The following is a 22,117-nucleotide window of genomic DNA, read 5'->3' as shown; positions in this document are numbered from 1 at the left end:
TATATCAACACATTAAAAAGCGAGCAATGAAACATCTCACCATATTAGTTCCGGATGCACAGGTTTCTTTCAATACCTTTACCTGCATTATAGGAGCCTATGATATCTTTAGGCGTGCCAATGAGTTTTGGAAAGAAAACGGCAAAGAGCAACTGTTTAAAATACAGCTTGCAGGAGTATCCGACAAGGCAGAAATAAATAATGGCCTGTTAACCCTAAAGCCGGAAACAAATGTTTCCTCTATAAAACAGACTGACCTTATAATCATACCCGCGATAAGCCACGACTTTAGCCAGCCTGAAAAAGGAAACATACTGTTAATAGACTGGATTGAAAAGCAATATAAAAATGGTGCCGAAGTAGCCAGTATGTGCAGCGGTGCGCTTATTTTAGCCTCTACGGGACTACTGGACGGCAGGAGCTGCTCCATACACTGGAATACAGCCGACAGGCTAAAACAATTGTTCCCCAAGGTGATGGTAAAAACCGACAGGTTAATAACCGACGAACACGGTATTTATACCAATGGCGGAGGGTATTCCTTTTTAAATCTTATCCTTTATCTTATAGAAAAGTATTATGACAGGGAGACCGCCATTTACTGTTCTAAAATCTACCAGATTGAAATAGACAGGCAAAGGCAGTCGGAATTTACCATATTTAAAGGGCAAAAATCTCATGGTGATGATATAATTGAAAAAGCACAGATTTACATTGAAGAAAACTTTCAGGAAAAAATATCTATGGAAGAGCTTTCGCAAAAGCTTGCCGTAGGAAGAAGGAATTTTGACAGGCGTTTTATAAAAGCCACAGGAAACACACCTGTAGAATACCTGCAAAGAGTAAAAATTGAATCTGCTAAAAAGGCCTTTGAAACTACCCGTAAAAACATTAACGAAGTAATGTTTGAAGTAGGCTATGCAGATGAAAAAGCTTTTAGGGAGATATTTAAAAAAATAACAGGTATGTCTCCTTTAGAATATAAAAGAAAGTACAATAAGGAAGCAATAAGCGAATATTAAAAAAGAAATCCCGGTAATTACCGGGATTCTTTCAATATATAAATTTTAAGGATTATGCCAAATCAAACCTGTCGGCATTCATTACTTTGGTCCATGCTGCCACAAAGTCTTTTACAAATTTCTCTTTAGCATCCGATTGTCCGTAAACCTCAGCAATAGCCCTTAGTTCTGAATTTGAACCGAATATCAGGTCGGCACGGGTAGCAGCCCATTTTGCCTGTCCTGTAACACGATCCCTTCCTTGAAAAAGTTCCATATCATCTGATGTGGCTTTCCATTCAGTAGTCATGTCCAGGAGGTTTACAAAGAAATCGTTTGTTAACTGCCCCGGACGCGCTGTAAACACCCCGTAGTTGGAACCATCGTAGTTTGTATTAAGTACACGCATACCACCTACAAGCACAGTTAGTTCCGGTGCTGTAAGTGTTAATAGTTGAGCTTTATCTATCATTAGCTCTTCGGTAGTTACTTTTGAATTATGCTTACGATAGTTACGGAACGGATCGGCAAACGGCTCAAGGAATGCTACAGACTCTACGTCTGTCTGTTCCTGCGAGGCATCCATACGTCCTGCTGTAAACGGAACTGAAGTATTATATCCGGCATCTTTAGCTGCTTTCTCAACGCCTGCATTACCGGCAAGTACAATTAAGTCGGCTAGTGATATCTTTTTATCTCCGCTTTGAGAGCTGTTAAAATTGTACTGTATTTTTTCAAGTACTCCAAGTACTTTTTGCAATTGAGAAGGATTATTAACCTTCCAGTCTTTTTGTGGTTCAAGGCGAACACGTGCACCGTTTGCCCCTCCCCTTTTATCAGAACCTCGGAAAGTTGAAGCCGAAGCCCATGCTGTTGAAACAAGTTCGGAAACGCTTAGCCCTGAGTTCAGCACTTTTTCTTTCAAATCGGCCACATCACTGTCGTTAACAAGTGTATGATTTACCTCAGGAATAGGGTCCTGCCAAAGCAGTTCTTCTGCCGGAACTTCCGGTCCAAGATAACGCGCTTTTGGGCCCATATCACGATGGGTTAGTTTATACCATGCACGTGCAAAGGCATCGGCAAATTCATCAGGGTTCTCAAAAAAGCGTCTTGATATTTTTTCATACGCCGGATCAAATCGAAGTGAAAGGTCGGTAGTAAGCATGGTTGGCCTGTGCTTTTTAGAACTGTCGTAAGCATCAGGTATAAAGCTATCTGCATTTTTAGCTACCCATTGGTGAGCACCACCCGGACTTTTAGAGAGCTCCCATTCAAACCCAAAAAGGTTTTCAAAGAAGTTGTTACTCCATTGGGTAGGTGTTTTTGTCCATGTTACTTCAAGTCCGCTGGTAATGGTATCCGGACCTTTACCTGACTTATAACTGTTACTCCACCCGAATCCCTGCAGTTCTATACCTGCTGCTTCCGGCTCACTGCCCACATGATCGGCAGGGGCAGCACCGTGAGTTTTACCAAAACTGTGCCCTCCGGCAATTAGCGCCACGGTTTCCTCATCGTTCATTGCCATACGGCCAAATGTATCGCGTATGTCTTTTGCCGCAGCAATTGGGTCGGGGTTACCATCAGGACCTTCAGGGTTTACATAGATAAGTCCCATTTGTACTGCTGCCAGCGGATTTTCAAGGTTACGGCTATGTTTATCACCATCGGCATCATCATCGGAAACCAGTACACCATGATCTTCCGCCACACCTTCCGAACCGTGTGCATAACGAACGTCGCCGCCTAACCATGTAGTCTCAGCACCCCAGTACACATCTTCTTCCGGCTCCCAGGTATCTTCGCGTCCTCCGGCAAAACCAAAGGTTTTAAAGCCCATAGACTCCAGGGCCACATTACCGGTTAGGATCATTAAGTCGGCCCACGATATTTTGTTTCCGTATTTTTGTTTTATTGGCCATAACAGTCTGCGTGCCTTGTCAAGACTCACGTTATCAGGCCAGCTGTTAAGCGGAGCAAAACGCTGCTGTCCTGCCCCCCCTCCGCCACGTCCGTCTCCTACACGGTATGTTCCGGCACTGTGCCATGCCATACGTATAAATAAAGGCCCGTAATGACCAAAATCGGCAGGCCACCAGTCCTGTGAATCTGTCATTAACGCGTGCAGGTCATTTTTAATCGCATCAAGGTCAAGGGTTTTAAAAGCTTCCGCATAATTGAAATCTTCTCCCATAGGGTTTGATTTCTCAGAGTTTTGTCGAAGTACACTTACTTTAAGCTGGTTAGGCCACCAGTCCTGATTTCTTGTTCCGCCTCCGGCTACATTGCTTTTCATGCTGCCATTATGAAACGGACATTTACTGATGTCGTTTGAATCGTTTCCCATATTCTTAAATAATTTTTATGATTGGTAATACTTTGCTAATTCGCACATTATGTAACATCCTAAAGTTAGGATTTTATAAAACATCATCAAAGATTATGAGAATCAATTTATTCTATATCAGAATAATAAAAACTTATTCAGGCAAAATCTGAAATCAAAACATATAATTTTTAATTTCTTTATGCGTTAGCTTTTTATTACAAACAACAAACCGCCTTACAATGAAACTACTTTTTAAAGCTTTATTGATTGCACTTATACTTCAGGGCTGTCAAAAAAGTAAAGACGACCACAAACAACTTTCACAAAGCAAACCTAACCACTTTACTGCAGAAAACGATACACTGGTTATAAGAACCAAAAAAAACAAAGGAGGACGATTTTTTGGTGCAGGAGCTACTTCAATGGATTTTAAAGATACAATAGATACATTTCCTTACCCTGTTGTTTATCCTAAACAAATTCAGAATATAAAACGGGGGTTACTCCCAACAGATTTACATTCAAAAACACCCCATTATATTAACCTTATGACAGGTACAGCCGGAAAAGAAAGGGTTTTTATTGTTGATCAGATTAACAATCGGGACTTTACTGATGACTCTATTCGTCTTTACAGGGATTTTGAATGGGGTTCAAACAAAGATTTGGTACAATGCAGGTATGAAATCTCTAACGGAAAGCAAATTGTAAAAGATTCCTCATGGATAAAGATAGGCAATTCGAATAACGATTTGGGACTGGGTAAAAGCGAGTACTTAACAGCCGACATAAACATTAATAATAAAAACTATAAAATAGGTGCCAGTAATTTACGAAACATGGTTTTTAACTACAATAACAGCGCTGATGTATTTGGAACGAAAATAGCCTTATTATCAGATGATGAAAAAGTAAAAGACACTATATTTGAAAGAGACCAGATAGGAGTGGGACAATATATCAAACTTAACAACAATCATTACCGTTTTGAAAATATTACCAATAACGGCGAATATATTACACTTATAAAAGACAACAGCTTTACAGAAAAAACAGGGACTGAAGTTGGCATGATTGCACCTGCTTTTTCTGCTACCACTACTACAGGAAGTATTATTAACAGTACAGACCTTCACGATAAGATAATAATTATTGTCAACTCCTGCGGATGCGGTGGTGATGTGGCTTCCACACAGGCTTTTTTTGATATAAGCAATAAATATGGCAGTAAGGTTCATGTAATTAGAATGGACTCTGCCATAAAAGAGAGAAAAACCGGCACAATACAAATAGATACTGAACTTGAAGCCAATAAAGACATATATACAAAATACAGAGAGACTTACTGTTCTCATATATGTTATGTAATTGGGAAAGACAATCGTATATTCGATAAGTTTATAGTAACCAATTGGGAAACCGATTTACCTAAAATACTGGAGAACTCTATTTAATGTTTTAGATATTTTTTATAAAAAAAGCTCCGCAGACAGTGGAGCTTTTTTATTGACCAAACATTGCGTTAACGATTGATGGGTTGATTTGTTGAATACAAAGATGCAACCAAAGCACTGTTTTTACAATACAGGAAAACACTGAATTTATCATGTAAAAACACGTAAACCTTTACAACAGGCCACAAAAAAACCCGCCTTGTCCCCAAAGCAGGCTTATAATAGAACAAACATTGCATAACCGTCTAGTCGGCTTTACAATACAAAGGTGATATAATATTATTTAAAACACAATACAGGAAAACACTAAATCTATTATAATAAATTACGTAACGCAAAAAAAGAAAGTCATGAAAAGCCTATTTAAACATTTTTTAATTAACTTTGTTTAAAGTTTTTAAAAAAACAATGAACAGTGTAAAAAACATATTCAATATAAAAGATCTTGAAAACCTATCCGGCATCAAGGCTCATACTATACGCATTTGGGAAAAACGATACAATATCCTGGAACCCATGCGTACAGATACCAACATACGGGTTTATGACATAAAAAACCTTCAGAAACTGCTTAATATCACCACCCTTCACAATTTTGGATATAAGATATCAGCCATTTCTAAAATGCCTCCCGAAAAGATTCCGGTACTAGTTAAGGAAATACTTTCCAAAAGCAGTCTTGCAGATCATGTGCTTAACAATTTTAAACTGGCCATGATGAATTTTGACCAGTCACTATTTCTAAACACCTACAACTCACTATTACAGGATAAATCATTTAAAGAGATATTCTACGATTTTTTCCTTCCGCTGCTTAATGAGATAGGCCACTTATGGCAAACCAACACCATAACCCCTGCTCATGAGCACTTTATAAGCTTTTTGATAAAACAGAAGTTAGCATCCAACACCGAAAAAATACAAACTACACCGCCTACAAAAACTGACAGAACATTTGTTTTATATCTGCCATTAAACGAAATACACGAATTAGGATTAATGTTCCTTAACTACGAACTCAGTCTTAATGGATATAAAACCGTATATTTAGGAGAAAGTGTACCTCTTGAAAACCTAAGGGATGTTAAAACCTACTTCAGCAATATTACGTTTATAACCTATACAACCGTCGAGCCAAACAACAACGAAATAAGCGAGTATGTAGAGGAACTTAAAAAGCATGTGATAAATGACGACGAGACCAGGCTTTACCTTTTTGGAAGGAATGCTCAATATTTAGACACAGAAATATTAAACCCCAACATAAGAGTCTTTAATTCTATATCCGACTTTACCAACAAACTTTAATTTAACAAAAGCTTTATTGTTTTTGTTTAATATTTTTTTAATTTTATTAAACAAATGAATGCTACTATTAAAATAATCGGTTCAGGATTTTCCTCACTTGCTGCCGCTGCCTATTTAGCCGGCGAAGGTAACGACGTGACTGTTTACGAAAAGAACGATACGCTTGGAGGCAGGGCAAGACAGCTGAAAAAAGACGGTTTCACTTTTGACATGGGGCCTACATGGTACTGGATGCCCGATGTTTTTGAGCGTTTTTTTGAGGATTTCGGCAAGAAGCCACGCGATTACTACCAACTTGAAAAACTATCTCCTGCCTATAGTGTTTATTTTGGTAAAGAAGATTATATAACCATAGCAGATAACCTGGAAGATATATACAGGGTATTTGAAGAAAACGAACCCGGCAGCAGTACAGAGCTTAAGAACTTTATAAGTGAAGCAAAAAGCAATTATGATATTGCTATAAAAGATTTGGTTTACCGCCCGGGTTTGTCCCCACTGGAACTGGTTACCCCACAAACCATAGCAAAACTCGGGCAATTTTTTGGAAACATTTCAAAAGACATCCGTAAAAAATTCAAGAACAAACGTTTGGTGCAAATACTCGAATTTCCTGTTTTGTTTTTAGGTGCAAAACCCAGTGACACCCCTTCTTTTTACAGCTTTATGAATTATGCCGATTTTGGCCTTGGTACCTGGTATCCAAAAAACGGAATGTACAGCGTAGTTGAAGGAATGGTTAAACTTGCTAAGGAACAGGGCGTGAAGTTTGTAACCAATGCATCCGTTTCAAAAATAGGAGTATCAGAAACAGGTTGTGCCGAATATATAACCGTTAATGGAGAAAAGCTATATGCCGATATTATTTTAAGCGGTGCCGACTATCATCATACAGAAACACTTTTAGATAAAAAGTTCAGGCAATATGATGAGGGCTACTGGCAAAAAAAGGTGTTCGCCCCTTCTTCCCTATTATTTTATGTAGGGTTTGATAAGCCAGTAGAAAATGTAGAGCATCATACCCTGTTTTTTGATTCGGATTTTGATACTCATGCCATTGACATTTACGATAATCCCAAATGGCCTGACGAACCTTTATTTTATGCCAGCTTCTCCGGTAAAACAGATACTGATGCAATGCCTGTTGGTAAAGAAGCTGGTACCTTTCTAATACCGCTTGCACCAGGAATTGAAGATACACCTGAGCTAAGGGAAAAATATTTTGAAAAGATAATTACAAGACTGGAAAACCTAACACAGCAAAAACTTAGAGACAGCATATTATTTAAAGAATCGTTTTGTGTAAACGATTTTGTAAAGGACTATAATTCATACAAAGGAAATGCTTACGGACTGGCCAATACACTTATGCAGACTGCATTTTTAAGGCCTGGGCTAAAAAGCAAGAAAGTAAAGAACCTGTTTTTTACGGGTCAGTTAACTGTTCCCGGACCGGGAGTACCGCCTGCACTTATATCAGGCAAACTCGTTGCGGGACTTATAGAAAAACAACTGGACAAAGAACCAAAGAAATCCTTAACGAAGCACTATGAAATCAATATTTGACAAAATCTCTTATGAGTGCAGTAAAAATGTAACGCGTGCTTACAGCACGTCGTTCTCCTCTGCAGTAAAAATGCTGTCGCCACGCATAAGGCAGGACATTTACAATATTTATGGTTTTGTAAGGTTTGCCGATGAGATCGTGGATACTTTTCATGAGTATGACAAAGAACAGCTTTTCTGCCTTTTTGAAGAAGATCTTACTAATGCCCTTAGGGATAAAATAAGCCTAAACCCTGTTTTAAACTCGTTTCAGCATACCGCTATAAAATACAATATACCACAGCAGCTTATAGATGCCTTTATGAACAGTATGAGGCAGGATTTGGTAAAAAAGGATTACACTACCCTTTCTGAATACAACGAATACATATATGGATCGGCAGATGTGGTGGGACTAATGTGCCTAAAGGTTTTTGTAAATAATGATGATAAGCGCTATGAGGAACTAAAAGGCCCTGCCATGCGTTTAGGTTCAGCCTTTCAAAAGGTAAACTTCCTTAGGGATTTAAAAGCCGACACCGAGGAACTGGAACGCAACTACTTCCCTTCGCTTAACCTCAACGAAATGACCGACGAGGTAAAAAGACAGATTATTGAAGAGATAGAGGCTGACCTTGCAGAAGGTTATAAAGGGATACTAAAACTACCTGTTGAAGCTAAATTTGGTGTTTACACAGCCTATGCCTATTACAGGAAATTGCTTAAAAAACTAAAAAACACTCCGCCTCTTGAAATTAAGAACAGGCGTATAAGAGTACCTAATTATCAAAAATTAGGGCTTTTGGCACAGTGCTATTTAAATTATCGCCTTAACTTTATTTAAAATTATAAGCCATGTGGATTTATATACTTGTTTTTGTACTAACTTTTTGCTTTATGGAATTTATGGCTTGGTTTACCCATAAATTTATAATGCATGGCTTTTTATGGAGCCTGCACAAAGACCATCACCGAAAAGACCATGACTCGTGGTTTGAGCGCAACGATGCTTTCTTTATTTTTTATGCGCTGGTTAGTATAGGCTTCTTTTTACTTTGGAAATACAATATACTCGATATAGGGCTTGCCATTGGCTTAGGCATTCTAGCCTATGGTATTGCTTACTTTTTTGTACATGATATTTTTATTCACCAGCGGTTTAAGTTTCTAAGAAATGCTAATAACCGATATGCAAAAGCTGTAAGGAGGGCACATAAAATGCACCATAAGCATTTAGGAAAAGATCAGGGAGAATGTTTCGGTATGCTAATCGTACCGTTTAAATACTTTAAGAAATAAAAAAATCCGCTGCAATGCAACGGATTTTCTTTTATAATAATCTTTAGATTAACCTTTACTTCCATTTATTTCATTCAGTGCAGGCTGTAGCTGTGCCATATCTACCCCTGATTTTTCGACCAGTTGCATTATTGTAAGCACATCGGTTGGTGTCATTTCGTCTCCTAAAACCCTTATTAGCCCAAAAACACCATCCTTGCGAAGGAAAACCACAAACTCATCAATATCGTCATTCTCCCCCAGCATGTTTATACTGGCACCGTCTTTACCGGAACCCACTCTCATAAGTTCCTCATACTCGCCGTTTTTAAGAATGTTCTTTACCTTTGTAGTCTCTTCTTTATAGTGGGCTACATTTGTATCTGTAGAGTCTGACTTGAATATAAGTATATTAAGTTTTCTTACTGCTTTAAGTGCCTTCTCCTGATCTGCCGTAAGGTTATCAGAACCAGCTGCCTTAATGATATCAGTACCCAAATCAAAAGCCATAAATTCATTTGACTGCGATTTCTCTACAAAATACTTTTGCAGCGATGGCTTAGACTCGCACGATACCAGTGTAAGCACCGCTATAATTACAAGTCCGAAAAGATAATAAATGGTTTTCATCGTGGGTTATTTAGATTTTTTAGATGATGCTTTTTTTATCTCATCACCACCCGGTATTTTCATATAATCCGTAAGGAAAGATATCTCCTTAATATCAAAGTTACCGGTAAGCGACATTAATACTGTTTCTTCGTCTCCTCCATCCATAAACATAAGGAGTTCTTTAACCTGAGATGATGTAGCACCTGATTTTACATAAATCTTGATACTTCTTCCACCTTCATTAATACGCATCAGTTCTTCAAGCGGATACTTTTTAAGATAAGCATCCACTGTTTTTTTCATTTCCGCTTTGTGCTTAGTGCTTTCCGTGGTAAAAACCTTAAGGTTATCCAGCCTTTTTATAAGGTCAAAAAATTGCTGTGAGTTCTTATTGTTAGGGTCAGACTTTACGTTCCCCATAAGTTCAAACATCTTTTTATTAACCAGTACCGTCATTATCTCATCCTCATCCTCGAACTTATCAAACATGGACTGAGCAAAAAACAGCGTTGGCATCAGCACTAATACAAAAGTTACAATCAGCTTTTTCATTACGTGGTATTTAAATTAAGTTTATGGCAATTTATTATAGTTTCACTTTTCCGGTAAAGGTAACAAGAACTGTCTCGTCTTTCTTACCACTGTCTACGAACACTAACACTTCTTCAATAGTTTCATCACTCCTGTTGTGTCTTGCGTAAATTTTCACGGTTTCGCCGTCATCCTTTACACTAACAAGAGATTCCAGTTTATTGTCCTTTACATAATTCTTTACAGCATCGGCAATTTGGTTCTTGTATTTTTTAACCTCAGTACTGTAAATCTTAAGCTGTTGCAGGTCTTTAGTAAACTTGGTTACCATATCCTGCTCATCATTACCTAGTTTAAGGTCGTCACCGGCAAGATCAAGCATAGTTTTATCCAGCGAAACCACATCTATACCGTCTTTGTCATCAAATTTGTCGAATGCGCTCTGTGCATAAAACAGCACCGGAGAAAGCATTATTACTAAAATGGCTATAAATTTTTTCATTGTTTTATTTTTTAAAAATTGTTTTTCTTGAGTTCTCATACTCTTCCAGGTAGTTAATGCTGTTTACTCCCTTATTTACATTGTTAGAAAGCAGGTTAAGTGCTTTTTGAGTTTCCCTTAAGGCAATTTCGGGATCATCAAAAGTACCAAGGTCTTCCTGGGGTTCCTTGTTAATAAAGGTAAACACGCCAAATGCTATAACAACACTTGCTGCAACCGATAGCCATCCTACATAGCGTTTCTTAGTTTTTAATGGTATCGTCTTTTCAAAGCGCTGCCTGCCTGCCTGGGCAAAATATCCAAACATAGACCTGTACTGCTCCAAATGAGGCGCCACATTGGATGAAGAAAAGTACATCTTAAGCTGATTTTCTTCGGCAACACTGGTTTCTGCGTCAAAATATTTATCTAGTAGTATTTCAATTTCTCTTAATTCCATAACTGTGCATTTTTGTTAGTTCTTCCCTCATCATCTTTCTGGCGCGGGACAGGGCTACCCTCACTGCCGATTCATTCATATCCATAATTTTTGCAATCTCTTCAAAGTCATACTGTTCCACATCCCTCATCTGCAAAATAAGGCGCTGCTGTTCCGGGAGCTTATTCATAAGCTTTTCTGCCCATTCCCAACTGTCTCGGTCTTCTGCCTGTTGCTGCAGTCCGGGCTCCCGGTCACTGTAATTAGAATGTACTAATCTCATTTCTGTTGCCCTTTTAGACTTTAACTGATCCAGACAGTAATTTTTTGTTATTGTCATGGCCAGTGCTTCTACACTTGAATAGCTTTCCAGCTTATTCTTGTTTTTCCAAAGCCGTACCATAACCTCCTGCGTGGCATCCTCGGCTTCCTCATTGCTTATAAGGAGCCTTTTTGCCAACCGGTATACCCGGTCTTTAAAAGGAGTGATAATATTTACAAACTCCGACTGGTTCATTACATTAATGCTGGTTGTTATTGGTTTTATAATAGGAAGACGAATACCTTTATTTTTTGTTACAAATAATATTAAAAATATTAAATTTACGTTTTATATACTTAAAACTGCTTACATGAAAAAGATAAGTACCATCCTTACCTTATTGCTTCTTTCGGCTTTTACCCTGCAAAGCTGTGATGATATGGACGACAAAGCCGTTCCTGTTAACGACTTTATATGGAAAGGGCTTAACCTGTATTATTACTGGCAACCGGATGTACCGGACCTGGCTGATAACCGATTTGGTAATCAGGGAGAGCTTAACTCTTACTTACAGGGCTTTTCAAGTCCTGAGGCGCTTTTTAATAATCTTAAGTATGTAGACCCTACGAGTACTGCCAAAAGCGACAGGTTTAGTGTTTTAGTATCAGACTATAATGTATTGGAAGCCGCACTACAGGGGGTTTCAAAAAGCAATGGTGTAGAATATGGCCTTGTATATACTGACGAAACCCAGACATCAATTTTTGGATATGTTCGTTATATACTGCCCGATACGGATGCTTCTGCTAAAGATATTCAGAGAGGGGATATTTTTTATGCTGTAGACGGAGTTAGCCTGACTGTTAATAATTACCGTAACCTTTTAGGAAGCGATACTTATACACTTAACCTAGCCGATTATAATGACGGTACGGTAACTCCTAACGGAGAATCGGTAACTCTTACTAAAGCACAATATGCCGAAGACCCTGTTTATTTTAGTGATGTGGTTTATAATGAAGGTGGCAAAACTATAGGTTATTTAATGTACAATGGCTTTTATAGTCCTTATGATGCCGAACTTAACAATGCTTTTGGCGATTTTGTCGCACAGGGGGTTAACGAACTTGTACTTGACCTTCGCTATAACGGAGGCGGATCTGTAAGGACTGCAACTTACCTTGCCAGTATGATTACAGGGCAGCAGCTTGAAGGGCAGCTTTTTGCTAAGGAACAATGGAATCCTAAACTGCAAAGTTATTTTGAAGATAACAATCCCGAAGCGATTACCAATAACTTTACCTCATCGTTGTCTGACAACACAAGCATTAACCATCTTAATCTAACCAGGGTTTATATACTGGCTACAGGAAGTACTGCTTCTGCCAGCGAGCTGATAATAAACTGCCTTAAGCCTTATGTGGATGTGGTTGTAATAGGAACCACCACCATAGGTAAAAATGTGGGTTCGGTAACATTATATGACTCCCCTGATTTTTCTAAAAATGATGTAGACCCAAGCCACCGTTATGCCATGCAGCCTATAGTGCTTAAAATTGTAAACAAGAACGGCTTTGGTGAATATGAGGAAGGTATAGAACCTACAATAGAAATGCCCGAAGATTATGACAACCTTGGCGTAATAGGCAGTCCTGATGAACCTTTATTGGCTACCGCCATAAATCAGATAACAGCAGCAGGCAGAATGCCGCAACAGCCACACAAATCACACAGGTTATTTAAGGGTTCTAAAAACCTGCAGCCATTTAGCGAAGAAATGTTTATAGAAGAAGCTCCTAAAGGGCTTGACCATCTTATAAAAAACTTACCGCAATAAAATAAAAAGGCTTCCCTCGGGAAGCCTTTTCAACTTAAACAAAATTACCAATATAATCTGGAGTAATTTACTAATTATTAAAGTAGAAGCTGTTAGGCCCTACTCCTACCTCATAGGTAGATATAAGTGTTCCGTTTGATCCGTAAACATAAACTTCGCTGTCCGAAGAAAAATCACCACCATCAGCAATATAAATTCTTCCTCCATAAACATTAAATCCGTACATAGCTCCCCAAGCAGAGTTTGACTCATAGCTAAATGCAGCTTCTGTAGGTAAGGTATTGCTGTTTACAGAAAAGCTGTATACTGCAGTATCAACAGTAAAATATATATTTCCTTCTTCAATAGTAAGGTTTTTAGCACCTGCTAAAGCCTCAGTAAGCTCAATAGTACCGCTTACAGTGTTGTTAGAAAGGTTGATTCTGCTTATTTTAGAGTCACCCATTACATAAAGTGCACCATCCTGCTCATCAAAAGAGTTTGGCGAATCTCCAAGTTCAATTACAGTATCAACAGTATTGTTAGCCGGGTTAAATACAGTTACCGATGTACCGCTGCCGTAATATCCGTTTGCGATATAAAGTTTACCGTTCTCAACAAGTACTCTTTCTGCATAATTATTAAGATCTACAGTAGTAGTACTAAAGTCTTCAAGATTAATTACAGTAAGGAAATCGTCTGCAAGCCCGTAATCGTTAGTGTTTGTTACATAAGCCTTGCCGTTTATAACTGCACCATAACGCGGATTAGTAAAATCTGTATCTATACTGGCTACAAACTCAAAAGTATAACGGTCTACAACAGTAATTTTATTTGCCTGTCCCGAGATGATAAATGCATAATCATCACTAAAGAACATAGACTGAAGGTAAGTACCTATAGCAGGAGCACCCGGATTTACAGCAGTATAAATATCCTGCTCTAAAGCACCGTTATTACCAATAAAAGATACTGTACCTGAAGACGGGTTACTGTTACCTTCGTTAAGTACAAAAGTTCCGTTTGCATAAGCGCCCGAAGCTACAGGAGTAGTATCGTCGTCACTGCTACAAGACACGAAAAACAGAGAACCTGCCAATAAAGCGAATAGAGAATTCCTAAGTTTCATAGAATTAGTTTTAGTTAAAGTTTAAGGGTTAGATATATATTATAATTTCTGCCGGGCATTTGCCTGCTGTCTACATTTACATAGTCTGCGTTCCAAACATTAAGCACCTGTGCTCCCAGCCTGTATATTTTTGATTTTCCAAAATTGTACTCCACGCCCACATTACCTGTATTGTAAGCGTCTATATTATATCTTGAGTTATTGTCTGACCTTGTAAACACTTCCCCTACATAAAGAAACTGGTAGTAGGCAGATAGTTTTTTATAGTTGTAAGACAGTGCTCCCGAAGCTTTGTTATAAGGAACATAAATAAGCTGGTAGCCTGTAGTTTCATCTTCCGATTTTGTATAACCATACACGGCATTAAATGCAAACTGATGGTTATTGAAGTTTTTAGTGTATTTAAAGGCAGCTTCAAGGCCATAGGTACGAACCCTGTCGGTGTTTTGTGGTCGCCATACACTGCCGGTAGGCAACCATCTAAGCATATCTTTAAGCTTAATATAATATCCGGTAAGGGTTAATGATACATTTTTTATGGTAAACTCATTACCTATCTCTCCCTGCACTGAGCTTTCCGGTTTTAAATCGGTATTCCCGCTACCCTGCCAGTATAGATCCTGAAAGGTTGGTATCCTGAAGTTTTTGGAACCGTTTACCCTAACCAGGTAAAAATCGGAAACCCTGTATCGTACACCTGCCGAATACAATAGCGGACTGTCGTAATTATTGGTAGCTTCTTTTCTTAAGCCTGCTTCATACAAAAGCTTTTGGGTAACCGCATGGCTAAATAATAAACCGGCAGAACCAATGCTTCTTTCTGCTCCTTCAAGGTTAGAACCATACCCTTTGGTTTGTGTAAAATTGAAAACCGAATTAAGCTTTATCTTATCGTTTATCCGGAACAGAAGGTCGTAGTTACCAATTACCGATTCAGATTTTCCGTAATCGTAACCTTTGTCATCAATATTGTCGTAGTACTTGTACTTCTCACTCAGGAAAGCCCCTTTAAGCTTAGAGGTGAACCTGCCGTAATTACCTGTCCATTCCAGCATATTACGGGTATTGAGATTGTAGTATTTTGTTCTGGTTTCAGAGGGAAAAATAAGCGAGAAATGTCTTTCGCCGTCAAACAGGTAGCTATAGAGGGTAAGGACATTGCTTTGATTGATTTTATAACCCAAAGTTGCCGAAGCACTGTTGTTATAGTACTGACCGTTAAGATTATGTCCATCCTTACCCACATAGTCATAATCGTTATCAGAACTGTTTCGGGTAATGCTTAATGCGGCACTAAACTTATCATCGGCAACAGTACCGGTATAGTTAGCCCCAAACGTATTAAAGCTGCCGTAGTTTGCCCTTACCGAATTGGTGAATTTCTTTTTATACTCCAACTGATTGTTAAGGTGAATACTCCCACCTATGGCACTGCTGCCGTAAATAACGCTTCCGCCACCTGCCCTTACATCGATAGCATCAAAATCGCGGGTATTAATTACATTAAAATCGGTTTGTCCGTTAAGCTGTGAGTTGATATTAATACCGTTCCAGACCACCGCAGTCTGCTGGGCAGTAGTACCCCTGAAAGATGGTGAGGACACCATACCCAGCCCGTTTTCCTTGAAATAAACTGTGGTGTTATAATTCAGTAATGAAGTAAGCGACGACTGGTTGATATTGATAACCGAATCGTTAAGGGTTAGTATCGATTGTGTATTCGTAAAGTTTTTTAGTTGGGTGTCCGATATAACCACTTCCTTCAACTGAACAATAGTATCCTGTTGCGCCCATATATACTGGCACAGTAATACTGTAAAAACTAGGATGATCTTTTTAAGCGTCATAATTTCCTGAACCTTTTTTCCCGAAGGTTCGAATAATTGTTAACTCCTAAGGCAGGTCTCCTGGCTTGCGTACTGTTGTTCACCTTCCCGCCTATACAGGCAGTGGCATGCAGTTAACAACAGCCTCCCAAAAGGGATAAGCTTACAGTTGCGGGAACAGCTCAGGTATTACACCTGATTCCCTTTTAATGCAGTGTGCTGCCGGCACACTACAACCTTAAGTTGGGTGCAAATATAGGATTTATATTGAAATTTATACATTTGCAGCAGTTTAATATTTGTTATGAAAATCCTACACTACCTAATTATTGCTTTTTTACTGTTGCTTGCAACAGGCTGTAAAAGAGAGCAAAAAACGACTGATAAAACCGCTCCAACTGTTGAAAATTCAGTTACTTATGCAAACGGACTGGAGATATATAAATACAACGGATTTTCTATAGTTAAGGTTACAAATCCGTGGCCGGATGCCGAGGAAAGCTATACTTATGTAATGCAGCAAAAAGGTGAAATTGTACCCGATAGCCTAAAAAAATACACGGTACTTGAAGTACCTTTACAATCGGTTGTGGTAACTTCAACCACACATATTCCGTCACTGGAAATGCTTGGGGTAGAAAATACACTGGTAGGTTTTGCCCATACTGATTATGTTTCGAGCGAAAAGACGCGAAAACGTATTGACGAGGGCTTTGTTAAGGATGTAGGTGTGAACGAAAGTATAAACACCGAAATAATGATAGACCTTGCTCCAGAAGCTATTATAGGCTTTAGTATCAGTAGCAATAACAAGTCGATGAACACGCTTGAAAAAAGCGGGCTGAAAGTATTATACAACGGCGACTGGACAGAGCAGAATCCGTTAGGAAAAGCAGAATGGATTAAGTTTTTTGGGGCTTTGTACGGTATGGATGATAAAGCAGACGAACTGTTTAAACAAATAGAAAAAGATTACCTTGAGGCTAAGGAAATTGCCAAACAGGCAACAGATAGACCAACTGTTCTTGGCGGGGCTATTTATCAGGACCACTGGTACCTGCCACAGGGCGACAGCTGGGCAGCATTATTTTTAAAAGATGCTAACGCTGATTACCTTTGGAAAGATTCTAAAGGAACCGGAAGCCTTAGCCTGTCGTTAGAAACGGTACTGGATAAAGCTCAGGATGCAGAATACTGGATTGGCCCAAGCCATTTCACGTCATTACAGGAAATGACAGACAGTAATCCGCATTATGGGCAATTCAGGGCATTTAAGGAGCAAAAGGTATACTCCTTTAGCAGTAAAAAAGGATCTACCGGCGGCGTGATTTATTATGAGCTTTCGGCAAACAGGCCAGACCTTGTACTTAAAGACCTTATAAAAATATTACACCCAGGATTACTTATAGACCACAAACTTGAGTTTTTTGAACAACTTAAATAATTTGCCTTGCTGTACACCAAACGATATACATTACTTTTTACCTTACTGGGCATAGCCCTCGTAGCGGTATTTTTGGTAAACATCAGCCTGGGGTCGGTAAACATACCCGTAAAGGATGTGGTGCAAAGCCTGTTAGGGAACGGTGCTTCTAAATCTACCTGGGAATATATTATCGTTAACTATAGGCTGCCTAAGGCCATTACCGCGGTTATTGTTGGGATGGGGCTTTCTGTAGGCGGACTGCTAATGCAAACGCTGTTTCGTAACCCGCTTGCCGGCCCCAATGTATTGGGGTTAAGTTCAGGAGCCAGCCTTATGGTGGCAATGGTTATTTTAGGTGGTGGTATTGTTCCTGTAGTGGGTAGTTTTTTCTCTTCCGCTTACGGACTTGTATTGGCCTCTACGCTTGGTAGTTTTATGGTATTGCTGGCAGTGCTTTTAGTTGCCCAAAAACTAAAGGACACCATGGCGATACTTATTGTAGGGCTTATGTTTGGCAGTTTTGCCAGTGCTATAGTCGGGGTATTAAGTTACTTTAGCAACGCCGAACAATTACAAAAATTCACCTTTTGGGCATTAGGCAGTTTGGGTAACCTTTCGTGGGAAAATATTGCCATACTTTCGGCGACCTGTATTATTGGTTTACTTATGGCTGTAGCCTGTATAAAACCACTAAACGCTATGCTACTGGGCGAACGCTATGCACGTAGCATTGGTATAAATTTTACCAGAACTCGCTTTATCATCATACTTTCCACCAGTATTATAACCGGTTGTGTTACTGCTTTTGCAGGGCCTATTGCCTTTATAGGGCTTGCGGTACCGCACATAGCAAAACTGTTATTTAAAACCAGCAGCCACATGGTATTGTTTTGGGCAACGCTGCTTGCAGGAGCTATTATTATGCTTATTTGCGACACAGTTACACAATGGCCGGGCAGCAGCTTTGTATTGCCTATAAACGCCATAACCTCTATTATTGGTGCGCCTATAGTTATATGGCTGCTATTCAGGAAAAAGAAAGGAGCTTTCAGTTAAAAATGAGCAGTATGGAAACAGTTTTAACCGCAAACGGATTGAGCATTGGCTACCCTGAAAAAAAATCGGGAGCGGTAATAGCCCATGATATAAACCTTAACCTTACAAAAGGAAGCCTTACTGCGCTTATAGGTGCAAACGGAATAGGTAAGTCTACCCTTTTACGTACACTTACTGCCATACAAAAACCCTTAGCAGGAAGCATACATTTAAACGGAAGGGAACTGGCTTCTTACCATGCAAAGGAACTGGCCCAAAACCTTAGTATAGTGCTAACAGAAAGCCTGCCGCCAAGTAACCTTACCGTTTTTGAACTCATCGCTTTAGGAAGGCAACCTTACACCAACTGGTTAGGAACACTTTCTCAAGAGGATATAATTCAGGTAAACAAAGCCATACAGCTTACACAAATTGAACATCTTGCCGATAAAAAGCATCATGAAATAAGCGATGGGCAATTACAAAAAGTGCTTATAGCACGTGCGTTGGCTCAGGATACGCCCATAATAATTCTCGACGAACCCACTACCCACCTTGACCTGCTGCATAAAGTAAGCCTGCTTCGCCTATTAAAACGGTTAACGGCAGAAACGGGTAAGTGTATACTTTACTCTACCCATGATTTGGATTTGGCTTTACAGTTAAGCAGTGATATTGTTGTTATGACCCCTCAGGAAGTAATTCAGGATACACCTGCTAATTTAATTAGCAAAAAAGTATTTGACCGTTTATTTAACGACGACAGTATTACTTTTGATGAAGAAAAGGGTCGTTTTATTGTAAAGGATTAATCTTCATCAATACTCTCTTCTGTTTCCTCTTCATATTCATCACCTGAATCTTCATAAAAAGGATCGGGTTCAAAATCAGTTCTGTTACTGTAAATAAACTGAAATTCACCTAAAGGGTTACCATAGTAAAACTCATTATCACTAATTACCTTAACGTAGTTTTCTTTATCATACACGTCATAAAACAATCCGTCTTCCCCTTTTTTATAGACATTAGTACTTTCGGTAATATATTCAAATATCACTTCGGAATCAGTCTGACTTACTTTTATCTGGTCTATACCATCTATTGTGGTATAAATACCCGATACCAGCGTTTGTGCAGCGCCAACAACAGCATTCAGCAAAAACAACACTACTAAAACAGCCTTTGCCATACTAAAAAATTTATGGGTTATCCTATCAAAGATAACGCTAAAACCAGCCTTTAAAATACCCATTACTAAGTATTTTTCTTACGCCTTTTAACAAAAGGTAAACATAGCCCCGCTTATAATTTCTGTAACTTTACTATAAATCAAAATCAAAATATTATGGCTAATCAATTTACAGTAAAATATCCGGGTGATAAAACCGAACTGCTCAACAAGATAAAGAGTACCGTAGGCGATAAAGGCAATTTAGCCGGAAACGACCAAACAGGTAATTTTGAAGGTAATACCCCACTTGGGAAATTTGCAGGAACCTACTCTATAGAAGGTGACGACATTACCATAAGCATAGACAAAAAACCTTTACTGATATCTAACAGCAGGATACAGGAAGAATTTGAAAAGGCTCTTAAAAATTCCTGATATGAGGATAACCTTACTATTACTCTTTTTTTATTGTGTTGCATGGGCGCAGCCTCCGGTAATGGAGTTGCAGTCTTATGGATTTGATCCAATAGAAGTAAGTATACCCAGCATCCCTAATGACAAACTTATAAAGCTTACACAAAGCTGGGCCATGGAGTATAACTTTGGCAAAAACACTGTTGATATTACCGAAGTGACAGACAACTCATTGACCATAAGCTCTTTTAAAAAGAACGCCTTTTACTACCGTAACTATGGTGAGGTTTTTTATTTCAGGATTCGCTACACCATGAAAATTGAGTTTAGCCAAAACAGTTATAAGCTAAGTTTTAATGTTGGGGATATTTATACCGATGGCAACGTACTTATAGAATATAAGCTGCCCGACTATTTTGATTCGTCAGGAAAGCTAAAGGACGGGTACAGCGCACTAGATGATTCGCTTGAAAAAACAGTCAATAATATAGTGCAGTCACACTACGATTTTATTGTCAACTACAGGTAGCGCTAAGGCTTTGTTAAATGGCTTTTGTTTTTGTGATGTAAGTGGTAATATTATGACAGAATAACCTAAAAATCAATTGCTATGACACAGGGAGGAACAGATGACCCAAAAGATTTAGGGTCTAAAAAAATGGACAACAGGGAAAAAATGAGTCCTAAAAATGAAGGCTTTAGCGGCGAGAACCTGCCCAATAATTATGACCCTTCTAAAAGGAAGTTAAAACCCGAAGTTGAGAAAGATGAAGAAGGCAACATGGAGATACAAAAACGTGCCCGAGATGTAGATGAGGAAAATGCAGTACCCGTAAGCCAGAGTGACAAAACTACTCGCGACAATGGTAAAGTAATAGACAAAAGCCGCGGTACTGCCAATGAGGCCGAAGACATGGAAACAGCCGAGAACCGCGATTTCAATTCGGATACGGAAGAGGACAGATATCCACCTTCGCATCCTGAGAACAAACGGAATCGAGGAAATATGGATACATAAAAAAAGCAGGATAAAATCCTGCTTTTTTTAATTATAATCGGTTTCCTTTACAAATTGTATGTTAGCATGCATTTTAATTTCTTCTCCCAATACCAGTCCGCCTGCTTCTGTAGTATCGTTAGAATGTATATCAAAATCATTACGGTTTACTTCTCCGCTTATATCAAAACCGGCCCTCATATTACCAAAGCCGTCTTTAGCTTCTCCGCCAAATAGTACCTTAAAGGTTATTGGTCTTGTGATCCCTTTTATAGTTATGTTTCCGGTAAGGTCATACCTGTCTCCGTCAATATGTTTAAAAGACTGCGATACAAACTCCATTTCAGGATAGTAATCAGCATTAAAGAAGTCGGCTGACTTTAAGTGTTCATCCCTTTCTACATTATTGGTGTCAACACTGTAAACATCAACGGCAAGTTTAAACTCGGCATCGGTAAAATCATCCTTACCGGCATACATGGTACCCGAAAATGCCCTGAAATACCCTGAAATATTTGCTATAACCAAATGCCTTATTTTAAACTGTATATCAGAATGGGATAGATCCACTGTCCATTTTGCTCTTTCCATAATAGTATGTTTATTTTAAATTGGTTAAATCTGACTTTTGGATTTCCTTTTTATAAGGATAACCTTATAATCTAACTACTAATTTACTCACTATTATTCCCTCTTTTACAACTCTTTAAGTGAATTGTTTGTTAAACTTTCCTTTATAAATGCTAAGGCCTTAAATGTTAATATGCGTTGAATACGGCCCTGCCGCTTACTGTTAAAACTTTTTCTAACATTTTACCTAAAAAGTACTGTTAATTGGCTTCTGTAGGCAGTATATAGTAGCGAACTTTGTATATAACCAAAAAATAAAAGAGTTATGGGACATAATGAAGAAGATCAAAGACAAACCCCTGCTCCTAAAGTTTCAAGTGGGGAAGATTTAAGCGAAAAAGACCTTAAAGGAACGAAGGAATATGTTGCTGAAGCTGAAAAGGTAGCAGAAAGAAAAGAAAGAGAAAACAATAATAATTCAAACTAAGAT

General features: G+C 38.7%; 24 protein-coding genes and 1 riboswitch. Of the genes, 14 read left to right on the top strand and 10 right to left on the bottom strand.

Features of this window, described 5'->3' with window-relative positions; all coding sequences use genetic code 11:
* Window positions 1-26: 26 nt before the first annotated feature.
* On the top strand, window positions 27-1,022 hold the full coding sequence (locus NU09_RS16540) for a GlxA family transcriptional regulator (protein WP_129752424.1): 996 nt from the start codon (window positions 27-29) through the stop codon (window positions 1,020-1,022).
* 52 nt (window positions 1,023-1,074) lie between these two features.
* Here NU09_RS16540 and katG read toward each other — a convergent pair whose 3' ends face one another.
* Window positions 1,075-3,351, bottom strand: coding sequence for a catalase/peroxidase HPI (katG, locus tag NU09_RS16535; protein WP_129752423.1), 2,277 nt, complete (start codon window positions 3,349-3,351; stop codon window positions 1,075-1,077).
* Between the two features lie 221 nt (window positions 3,352-3,572).
* Here katG and NU09_RS16530 point away from each other — a divergent pair, with 221 nt between their 5' ends.
* From NU09_RS16530 to NU09_RS16510, 5 genes are all read left to right on the top strand, one after another.
* On the top strand, window positions 3,573-4,787 hold the full coding sequence (locus tag NU09_RS16530; protein WP_129752422.1) for a hypothetical protein: 1,215 nt from the start codon (window positions 3,573-3,575) through the stop codon (window positions 4,785-4,787).
* A gap of 408 nt (window positions 4,788-5,195) precedes the next feature.
* Window positions 5,196-6,095 carry a MerR family transcriptional regulator gene (locus tag NU09_RS16525; RefSeq protein WP_129752421.1) on the top strand — a complete coding sequence of 300 codons (900 nt, stop codon included), beginning with the start codon at window positions 5,196-5,198 and terminating at the stop codon, window positions 6,093-6,095.
* A gap of 54 nt (window positions 6,096-6,149) precedes the next feature.
* Window positions 6,150-7,661 (top strand): phytoene desaturase family protein, encoded by a 1,512-nt coding sequence (locus NU09_RS16520; protein ID WP_129752420.1) that lies wholly within the window; start codon window positions 6,150-6,152, stop codon window positions 7,659-7,661.
* Window positions 7,645-8,484 (top strand): phytoene/squalene synthase family protein, encoded by an 840-nt coding sequence (locus tag NU09_RS16515; protein WP_129752419.1) that lies wholly within the window; start codon window positions 7,645-7,647, stop codon window positions 8,482-8,484. Before NU09_RS16520 ends, NU09_RS16515 begins: the two co-directional genes overlap by 17 nt.
* Window positions 8,485-8,495: 11 nt before the next feature.
* Window positions 8,496-8,939 (top strand): sterol desaturase family protein, encoded by a 444-nt coding sequence (locus NU09_RS16510; RefSeq protein ID WP_129752418.1) that lies wholly within the window; start codon window positions 8,496-8,498, stop codon window positions 8,937-8,939.
* Window positions 8,940-8,987: 48 nt separating this feature from the next.
* Here the strand turns inward: NU09_RS16510 and NU09_RS16505 are convergent, their stop codons facing one another.
* The 5 genes from NU09_RS16505 to NU09_RS16485 are packed head-to-tail and all read right to left on the bottom strand — an operon-like array spanning window position 8,988 to window position 11,498.
* Window positions 8,988-9,548 (bottom strand): DUF4252 domain-containing protein, encoded by a 561-nt coding sequence (locus NU09_RS16505; RefSeq protein WP_129752417.1) that lies wholly within the window; start codon window positions 9,546-9,548, stop codon window positions 8,988-8,990.
* 6 nt (window positions 9,549-9,554) lie between these two features.
* Complete coding sequence (locus NU09_RS16500; protein ID WP_129752416.1) at window positions 9,555-10,082, bottom strand: DUF4252 domain-containing protein; 528 nt, start codon at window positions 10,080-10,082, stop codon at window positions 9,555-9,557.
* A 34-nt stretch (window positions 10,083-10,116) separates the two neighbouring features.
* Window positions 10,117-10,563 (bottom strand): DUF4252 domain-containing protein, encoded by a 447-nt coding sequence (locus NU09_RS16495; protein ID WP_165357712.1) that lies wholly within the window; start codon window positions 10,561-10,563, stop codon window positions 10,117-10,119.
* A 4-nt stretch (window positions 10,564-10,567) separates the two neighbouring features.
* A complete protein-coding gene (locus NU09_RS16490) occupies window positions 10,568-11,002 on the bottom strand; it encodes a hypothetical protein (protein WP_129752414.1) in 435 nt (144 codons plus the stop codon).
* The gene (locus NU09_RS16485; protein ID WP_129752413.1) at window positions 10,983-11,498 is read right to left on the bottom strand and encodes an RNA polymerase sigma factor; all 516 of its coding nucleotides are present in this window, start codon (window positions 11,496-11,498) and stop codon (window positions 10,983-10,985) included. Before NU09_RS16485 ends, NU09_RS16490 begins: the two co-directional genes overlap by 20 nt.
* A gap of 115 nt (window positions 11,499-11,613) precedes the next feature.
* Here NU09_RS16485 and NU09_RS16480 point away from each other — a divergent pair, with 115 nt between their 5' ends.
* Entirely contained in the window at window positions 11,614-13,080 is a 1,467-nt protein-coding gene (locus tag NU09_RS16480) for a S41 family peptidase (protein WP_129752412.1), read from the top strand.
* Between the two features lie 70 nt (window positions 13,081-13,150).
* Here the strand turns inward: NU09_RS16480 and NU09_RS16475 are convergent, their stop codons facing one another.
* Complete coding sequence (locus NU09_RS16475; RefSeq protein WP_129752411.1) at window positions 13,151-14,188, bottom strand: YncE family protein; 1,038 nt, start codon at window positions 14,186-14,188, stop codon at window positions 13,151-13,153.
* Between the two features lie 14 nt (window positions 14,189-14,202).
* Window positions 14,203-16,035 (bottom strand): TonB-dependent receptor plug domain-containing protein, encoded by a 1,833-nt coding sequence (locus NU09_RS16470; protein WP_129752410.1) that lies wholly within the window; start codon window positions 16,033-16,035, stop codon window positions 14,203-14,205.
* Window positions 16,036-16,067: 32 nt separating this feature from the next.
* A riboswitch (cobalamin riboswitch) is annotated at window positions 16,068-16,270 on the bottom strand.
* A 48-nt stretch (window positions 16,271-16,318) separates the two neighbouring features.
* Here NU09_RS16470 and NU09_RS16465 point away from each other — a divergent pair.
* From NU09_RS16465 to NU09_RS16455, 3 genes are read left to right on the top strand one after another with little or no spacing between them, the layout of a single operon-like run.
* Window positions 16,319-17,458 (top strand): ABC transporter substrate-binding protein, encoded by a 1,140-nt coding sequence (locus NU09_RS16465; protein WP_129752409.1) that lies wholly within the window; start codon window positions 16,319-16,321, stop codon window positions 17,456-17,458.
* Window positions 17,459-17,464: 6 nt separating this feature from the next.
* Complete coding sequence (locus NU09_RS16460) at window positions 17,465-18,496, top strand: iron ABC transporter permease (protein ID WP_129752408.1); 1,032 nt, start codon at window positions 17,465-17,467, stop codon at window positions 18,494-18,496.
* An 11-nt stretch (window positions 18,497-18,507) separates the two neighbouring features.
* Entirely contained in the window at window positions 18,508-19,287 is a 780-nt protein-coding gene (locus NU09_RS16455; protein ID WP_129752407.1) for an ABC transporter ATP-binding protein, read from the top strand.
* On the opposite strand, the gene NU09_RS16450 is transcribed toward NU09_RS16455, so the two are convergent.
* Complete coding sequence (locus tag NU09_RS16450; RefSeq protein ID WP_129752406.1) at window positions 19,284-19,664, bottom strand: hypothetical protein; 381 nt, start codon at window positions 19,662-19,664, stop codon at window positions 19,284-19,286. The two genes, NU09_RS16455 and NU09_RS16450, sit on opposite strands and share 4 nt — an antisense overlap.
* A 156-nt stretch (window positions 19,665-19,820) precedes the next feature.
* Between NU09_RS16450 and NU09_RS16445 the strand changes: the two genes are divergently transcribed.
* The 3 genes from NU09_RS16445 (at window position 19,821) to NU09_RS16435 (ending at window position 21,078) form a co-directional block, all read left to right on the top strand.
* Window positions 19,821-20,081, top strand: a complete 261-nt coding sequence (locus NU09_RS16445) for a hypothetical protein (RefSeq protein ID WP_129752405.1) — start codon at window positions 19,821-19,823, stop codon at window positions 20,079-20,081.
* A 1-nt stretch (window position 20,082) separates the two neighbouring features.
* Window positions 20,083-20,589: a hypothetical protein gene (locus NU09_RS16440; protein ID WP_129752404.1), complete on the top strand. Its 507-nt coding sequence runs from the start codon at window positions 20,083-20,085 to the stop codon at window positions 20,587-20,589.
* A gap of 81 nt (window positions 20,590-20,670) precedes the next feature.
* Window positions 20,671-21,078 (top strand): hypothetical protein, encoded by a 408-nt coding sequence (locus tag NU09_RS16435; protein WP_129752403.1) that lies wholly within the window; start codon window positions 20,671-20,673, stop codon window positions 21,076-21,078.
* A 27-nt stretch (window positions 21,079-21,105) separates the two neighbouring features.
* Here NU09_RS16435 and NU09_RS16430 read toward each other — a convergent pair whose 3' ends face one another.
* A complete protein-coding gene (locus tag NU09_RS16430; RefSeq protein ID WP_129752402.1) occupies window positions 21,106-21,648 on the bottom strand; it encodes a YceI family protein in 543 nt (180 codons plus the stop codon).
* A 304-nt stretch (window positions 21,649-21,952) separates the two neighbouring features.
* On the opposite strand from NU09_RS16430, the gene NU09_RS17125 reads away from it, so the two are divergent.
* On the top strand, window positions 21,953-22,114 hold the full coding sequence (locus NU09_RS17125; protein ID WP_165357711.1) for a hypothetical protein: 162 nt from the start codon (window positions 21,953-21,955) through the stop codon (window positions 22,112-22,114).
* The last annotated feature ends 3 nt before the right edge of the window (window positions 22,115-22,117 follow it).

It is taken from the genome of Flavobacterium beibuense, from assembly GCF_004151245.1.
Lineage (GTDB): Bacteria > Bacteroidota > Bacteroidia > Flavobacteriales > Flavobacteriaceae > Flavobacterium > Flavobacterium beibuense_A.
Note: the sequence above shows the minus strand (reverse complement) of the source record. Positions and strands in the feature narration are given on the sequence as shown.

Bases quoted from the DNA above. Each gene is read 5' to 3' on its own strand.
- NU09_RS16540 (WP_129752424.1), top strand. From the start codon at position 27: ATGAAACATCTCACCATATTAGTTCCGGATGCACAGGTTTCTTTCAAT.
- NU09_RS16450 (WP_129752406.1), bottom strand. From the start codon at position 19,664: ATGGCAAAGGCTGTTTTAGTAGTGTTGTTTTTGCTGAATGCTGTTGTT.
- NU09_RS16530 (WP_129752422.1), top strand. From the start codon at position 3,573: ATGAAACTACTTTTTAAAGCTTTATTGATTGCACTTATACTTCAGGGC.
- NU09_RS16445 (WP_129752405.1), top strand. From the start codon at position 19,821: ATGGCTAATCAATTTACAGTAAAATATCCGGGTGATAAAACCGAACTG.
- NU09_RS16435 (WP_129752403.1), top strand. From the start codon at position 20,671: ATGACACAGGGAGGAACAGATGACCCAAAAGATTTAGGGTCTAAAAAA.
- NU09_RS16515 (WP_129752419.1), top strand. From the start codon at position 7,645: ATGAAATCAATATTTGACAAAATCTCTTATGAGTGCAGTAAAAATGTA.
- NU09_RS16470 (WP_129752410.1), bottom strand. From the start codon at position 16,035: ATGACGCTTAAAAAGATCATCCTAGTTTTTACAGTATTACTGTGCCAG.
- NU09_RS16465 (WP_129752409.1), top strand. From the start codon at position 16,319: ATGAAAATCCTACACTACCTAATTATTGCTTTTTTACTGTTGCTTGCA.
- katG (WP_129752423.1), bottom strand. From the start codon at position 3,351: ATGGGAAACGATTCAAACGACATCAGTAAATGTCCGTTTCATAATGGC.
- NU09_RS16500 (WP_129752416.1), bottom strand. From the start codon at position 10,082: ATGAAAAAGCTGATTGTAACTTTTGTATTAGTGCTGATGCCAACGCTG.
- NU09_RS16485 (WP_129752413.1), bottom strand. From the start codon at position 11,498: ATGAACCAGTCGGAGTTTGTAAATATTATCACTCCTTTTAAAGACCGG.
- NU09_RS16455 (WP_129752407.1), top strand. From the start codon at position 18,508: ATGGAAACAGTTTTAACCGCAAACGGATTGAGCATTGGCTACCCTGAA.
- NU09_RS16510 (WP_129752418.1), top strand. From the start codon at position 8,496: ATGTGGATTTATATACTTGTTTTTGTACTAACTTTTTGCTTTATGGAA.
- NU09_RS16520 (WP_129752420.1), top strand. From the start codon at position 6,150: ATGAATGCTACTATTAAAATAATCGGTTCAGGATTTTCCTCACTTGCT.
- NU09_RS16495 (WP_165357712.1), bottom strand. From the start codon at position 10,563: ATGAAAAAATTTATAGCCATTTTAGTAATAATGCTTTCTCCGGTGCTG.
- NU09_RS17125 (WP_165357711.1), top strand. From the start codon at position 21,953: ATGGGACATAATGAAGAAGATCAAAGACAAACCCCTGCTCCTAAAGTT.
- NU09_RS16490 (WP_129752414.1), bottom strand. From the start codon at position 11,002: ATGGAATTAAGAGAAATTGAAATACTACTAGATAAATATTTTGACGCA.
- NU09_RS16505 (WP_129752417.1), bottom strand. From the start codon at position 9,548: ATGAAAACCATTTATTATCTTTTCGGACTTGTAATTATAGCGGTGCTT.
- NU09_RS16440 (WP_129752404.1), top strand. From the start codon at position 20,083: ATGAGGATAACCTTACTATTACTCTTTTTTTATTGTGTTGCATGGGCG.
- NU09_RS16430 (WP_129752402.1), bottom strand. From the start codon at position 21,648: ATGGAAAGAGCAAAATGGACAGTGGATCTATCCCATTCTGATATACAG.
- NU09_RS16475 (WP_129752411.1), bottom strand. From the start codon at position 14,188: ATGAAACTTAGGAATTCTCTATTCGCTTTATTGGCAGGTTCTCTGTTT.
- NU09_RS16525 (WP_129752421.1), top strand. From the start codon at position 5,196: ATGAACAGTGTAAAAAACATATTCAATATAAAAGATCTTGAAAACCTA.
- NU09_RS16480 (WP_129752412.1), top strand. From the start codon at position 11,614: ATGAAAAAGATAAGTACCATCCTTACCTTATTGCTTCTTTCGGCTTTT.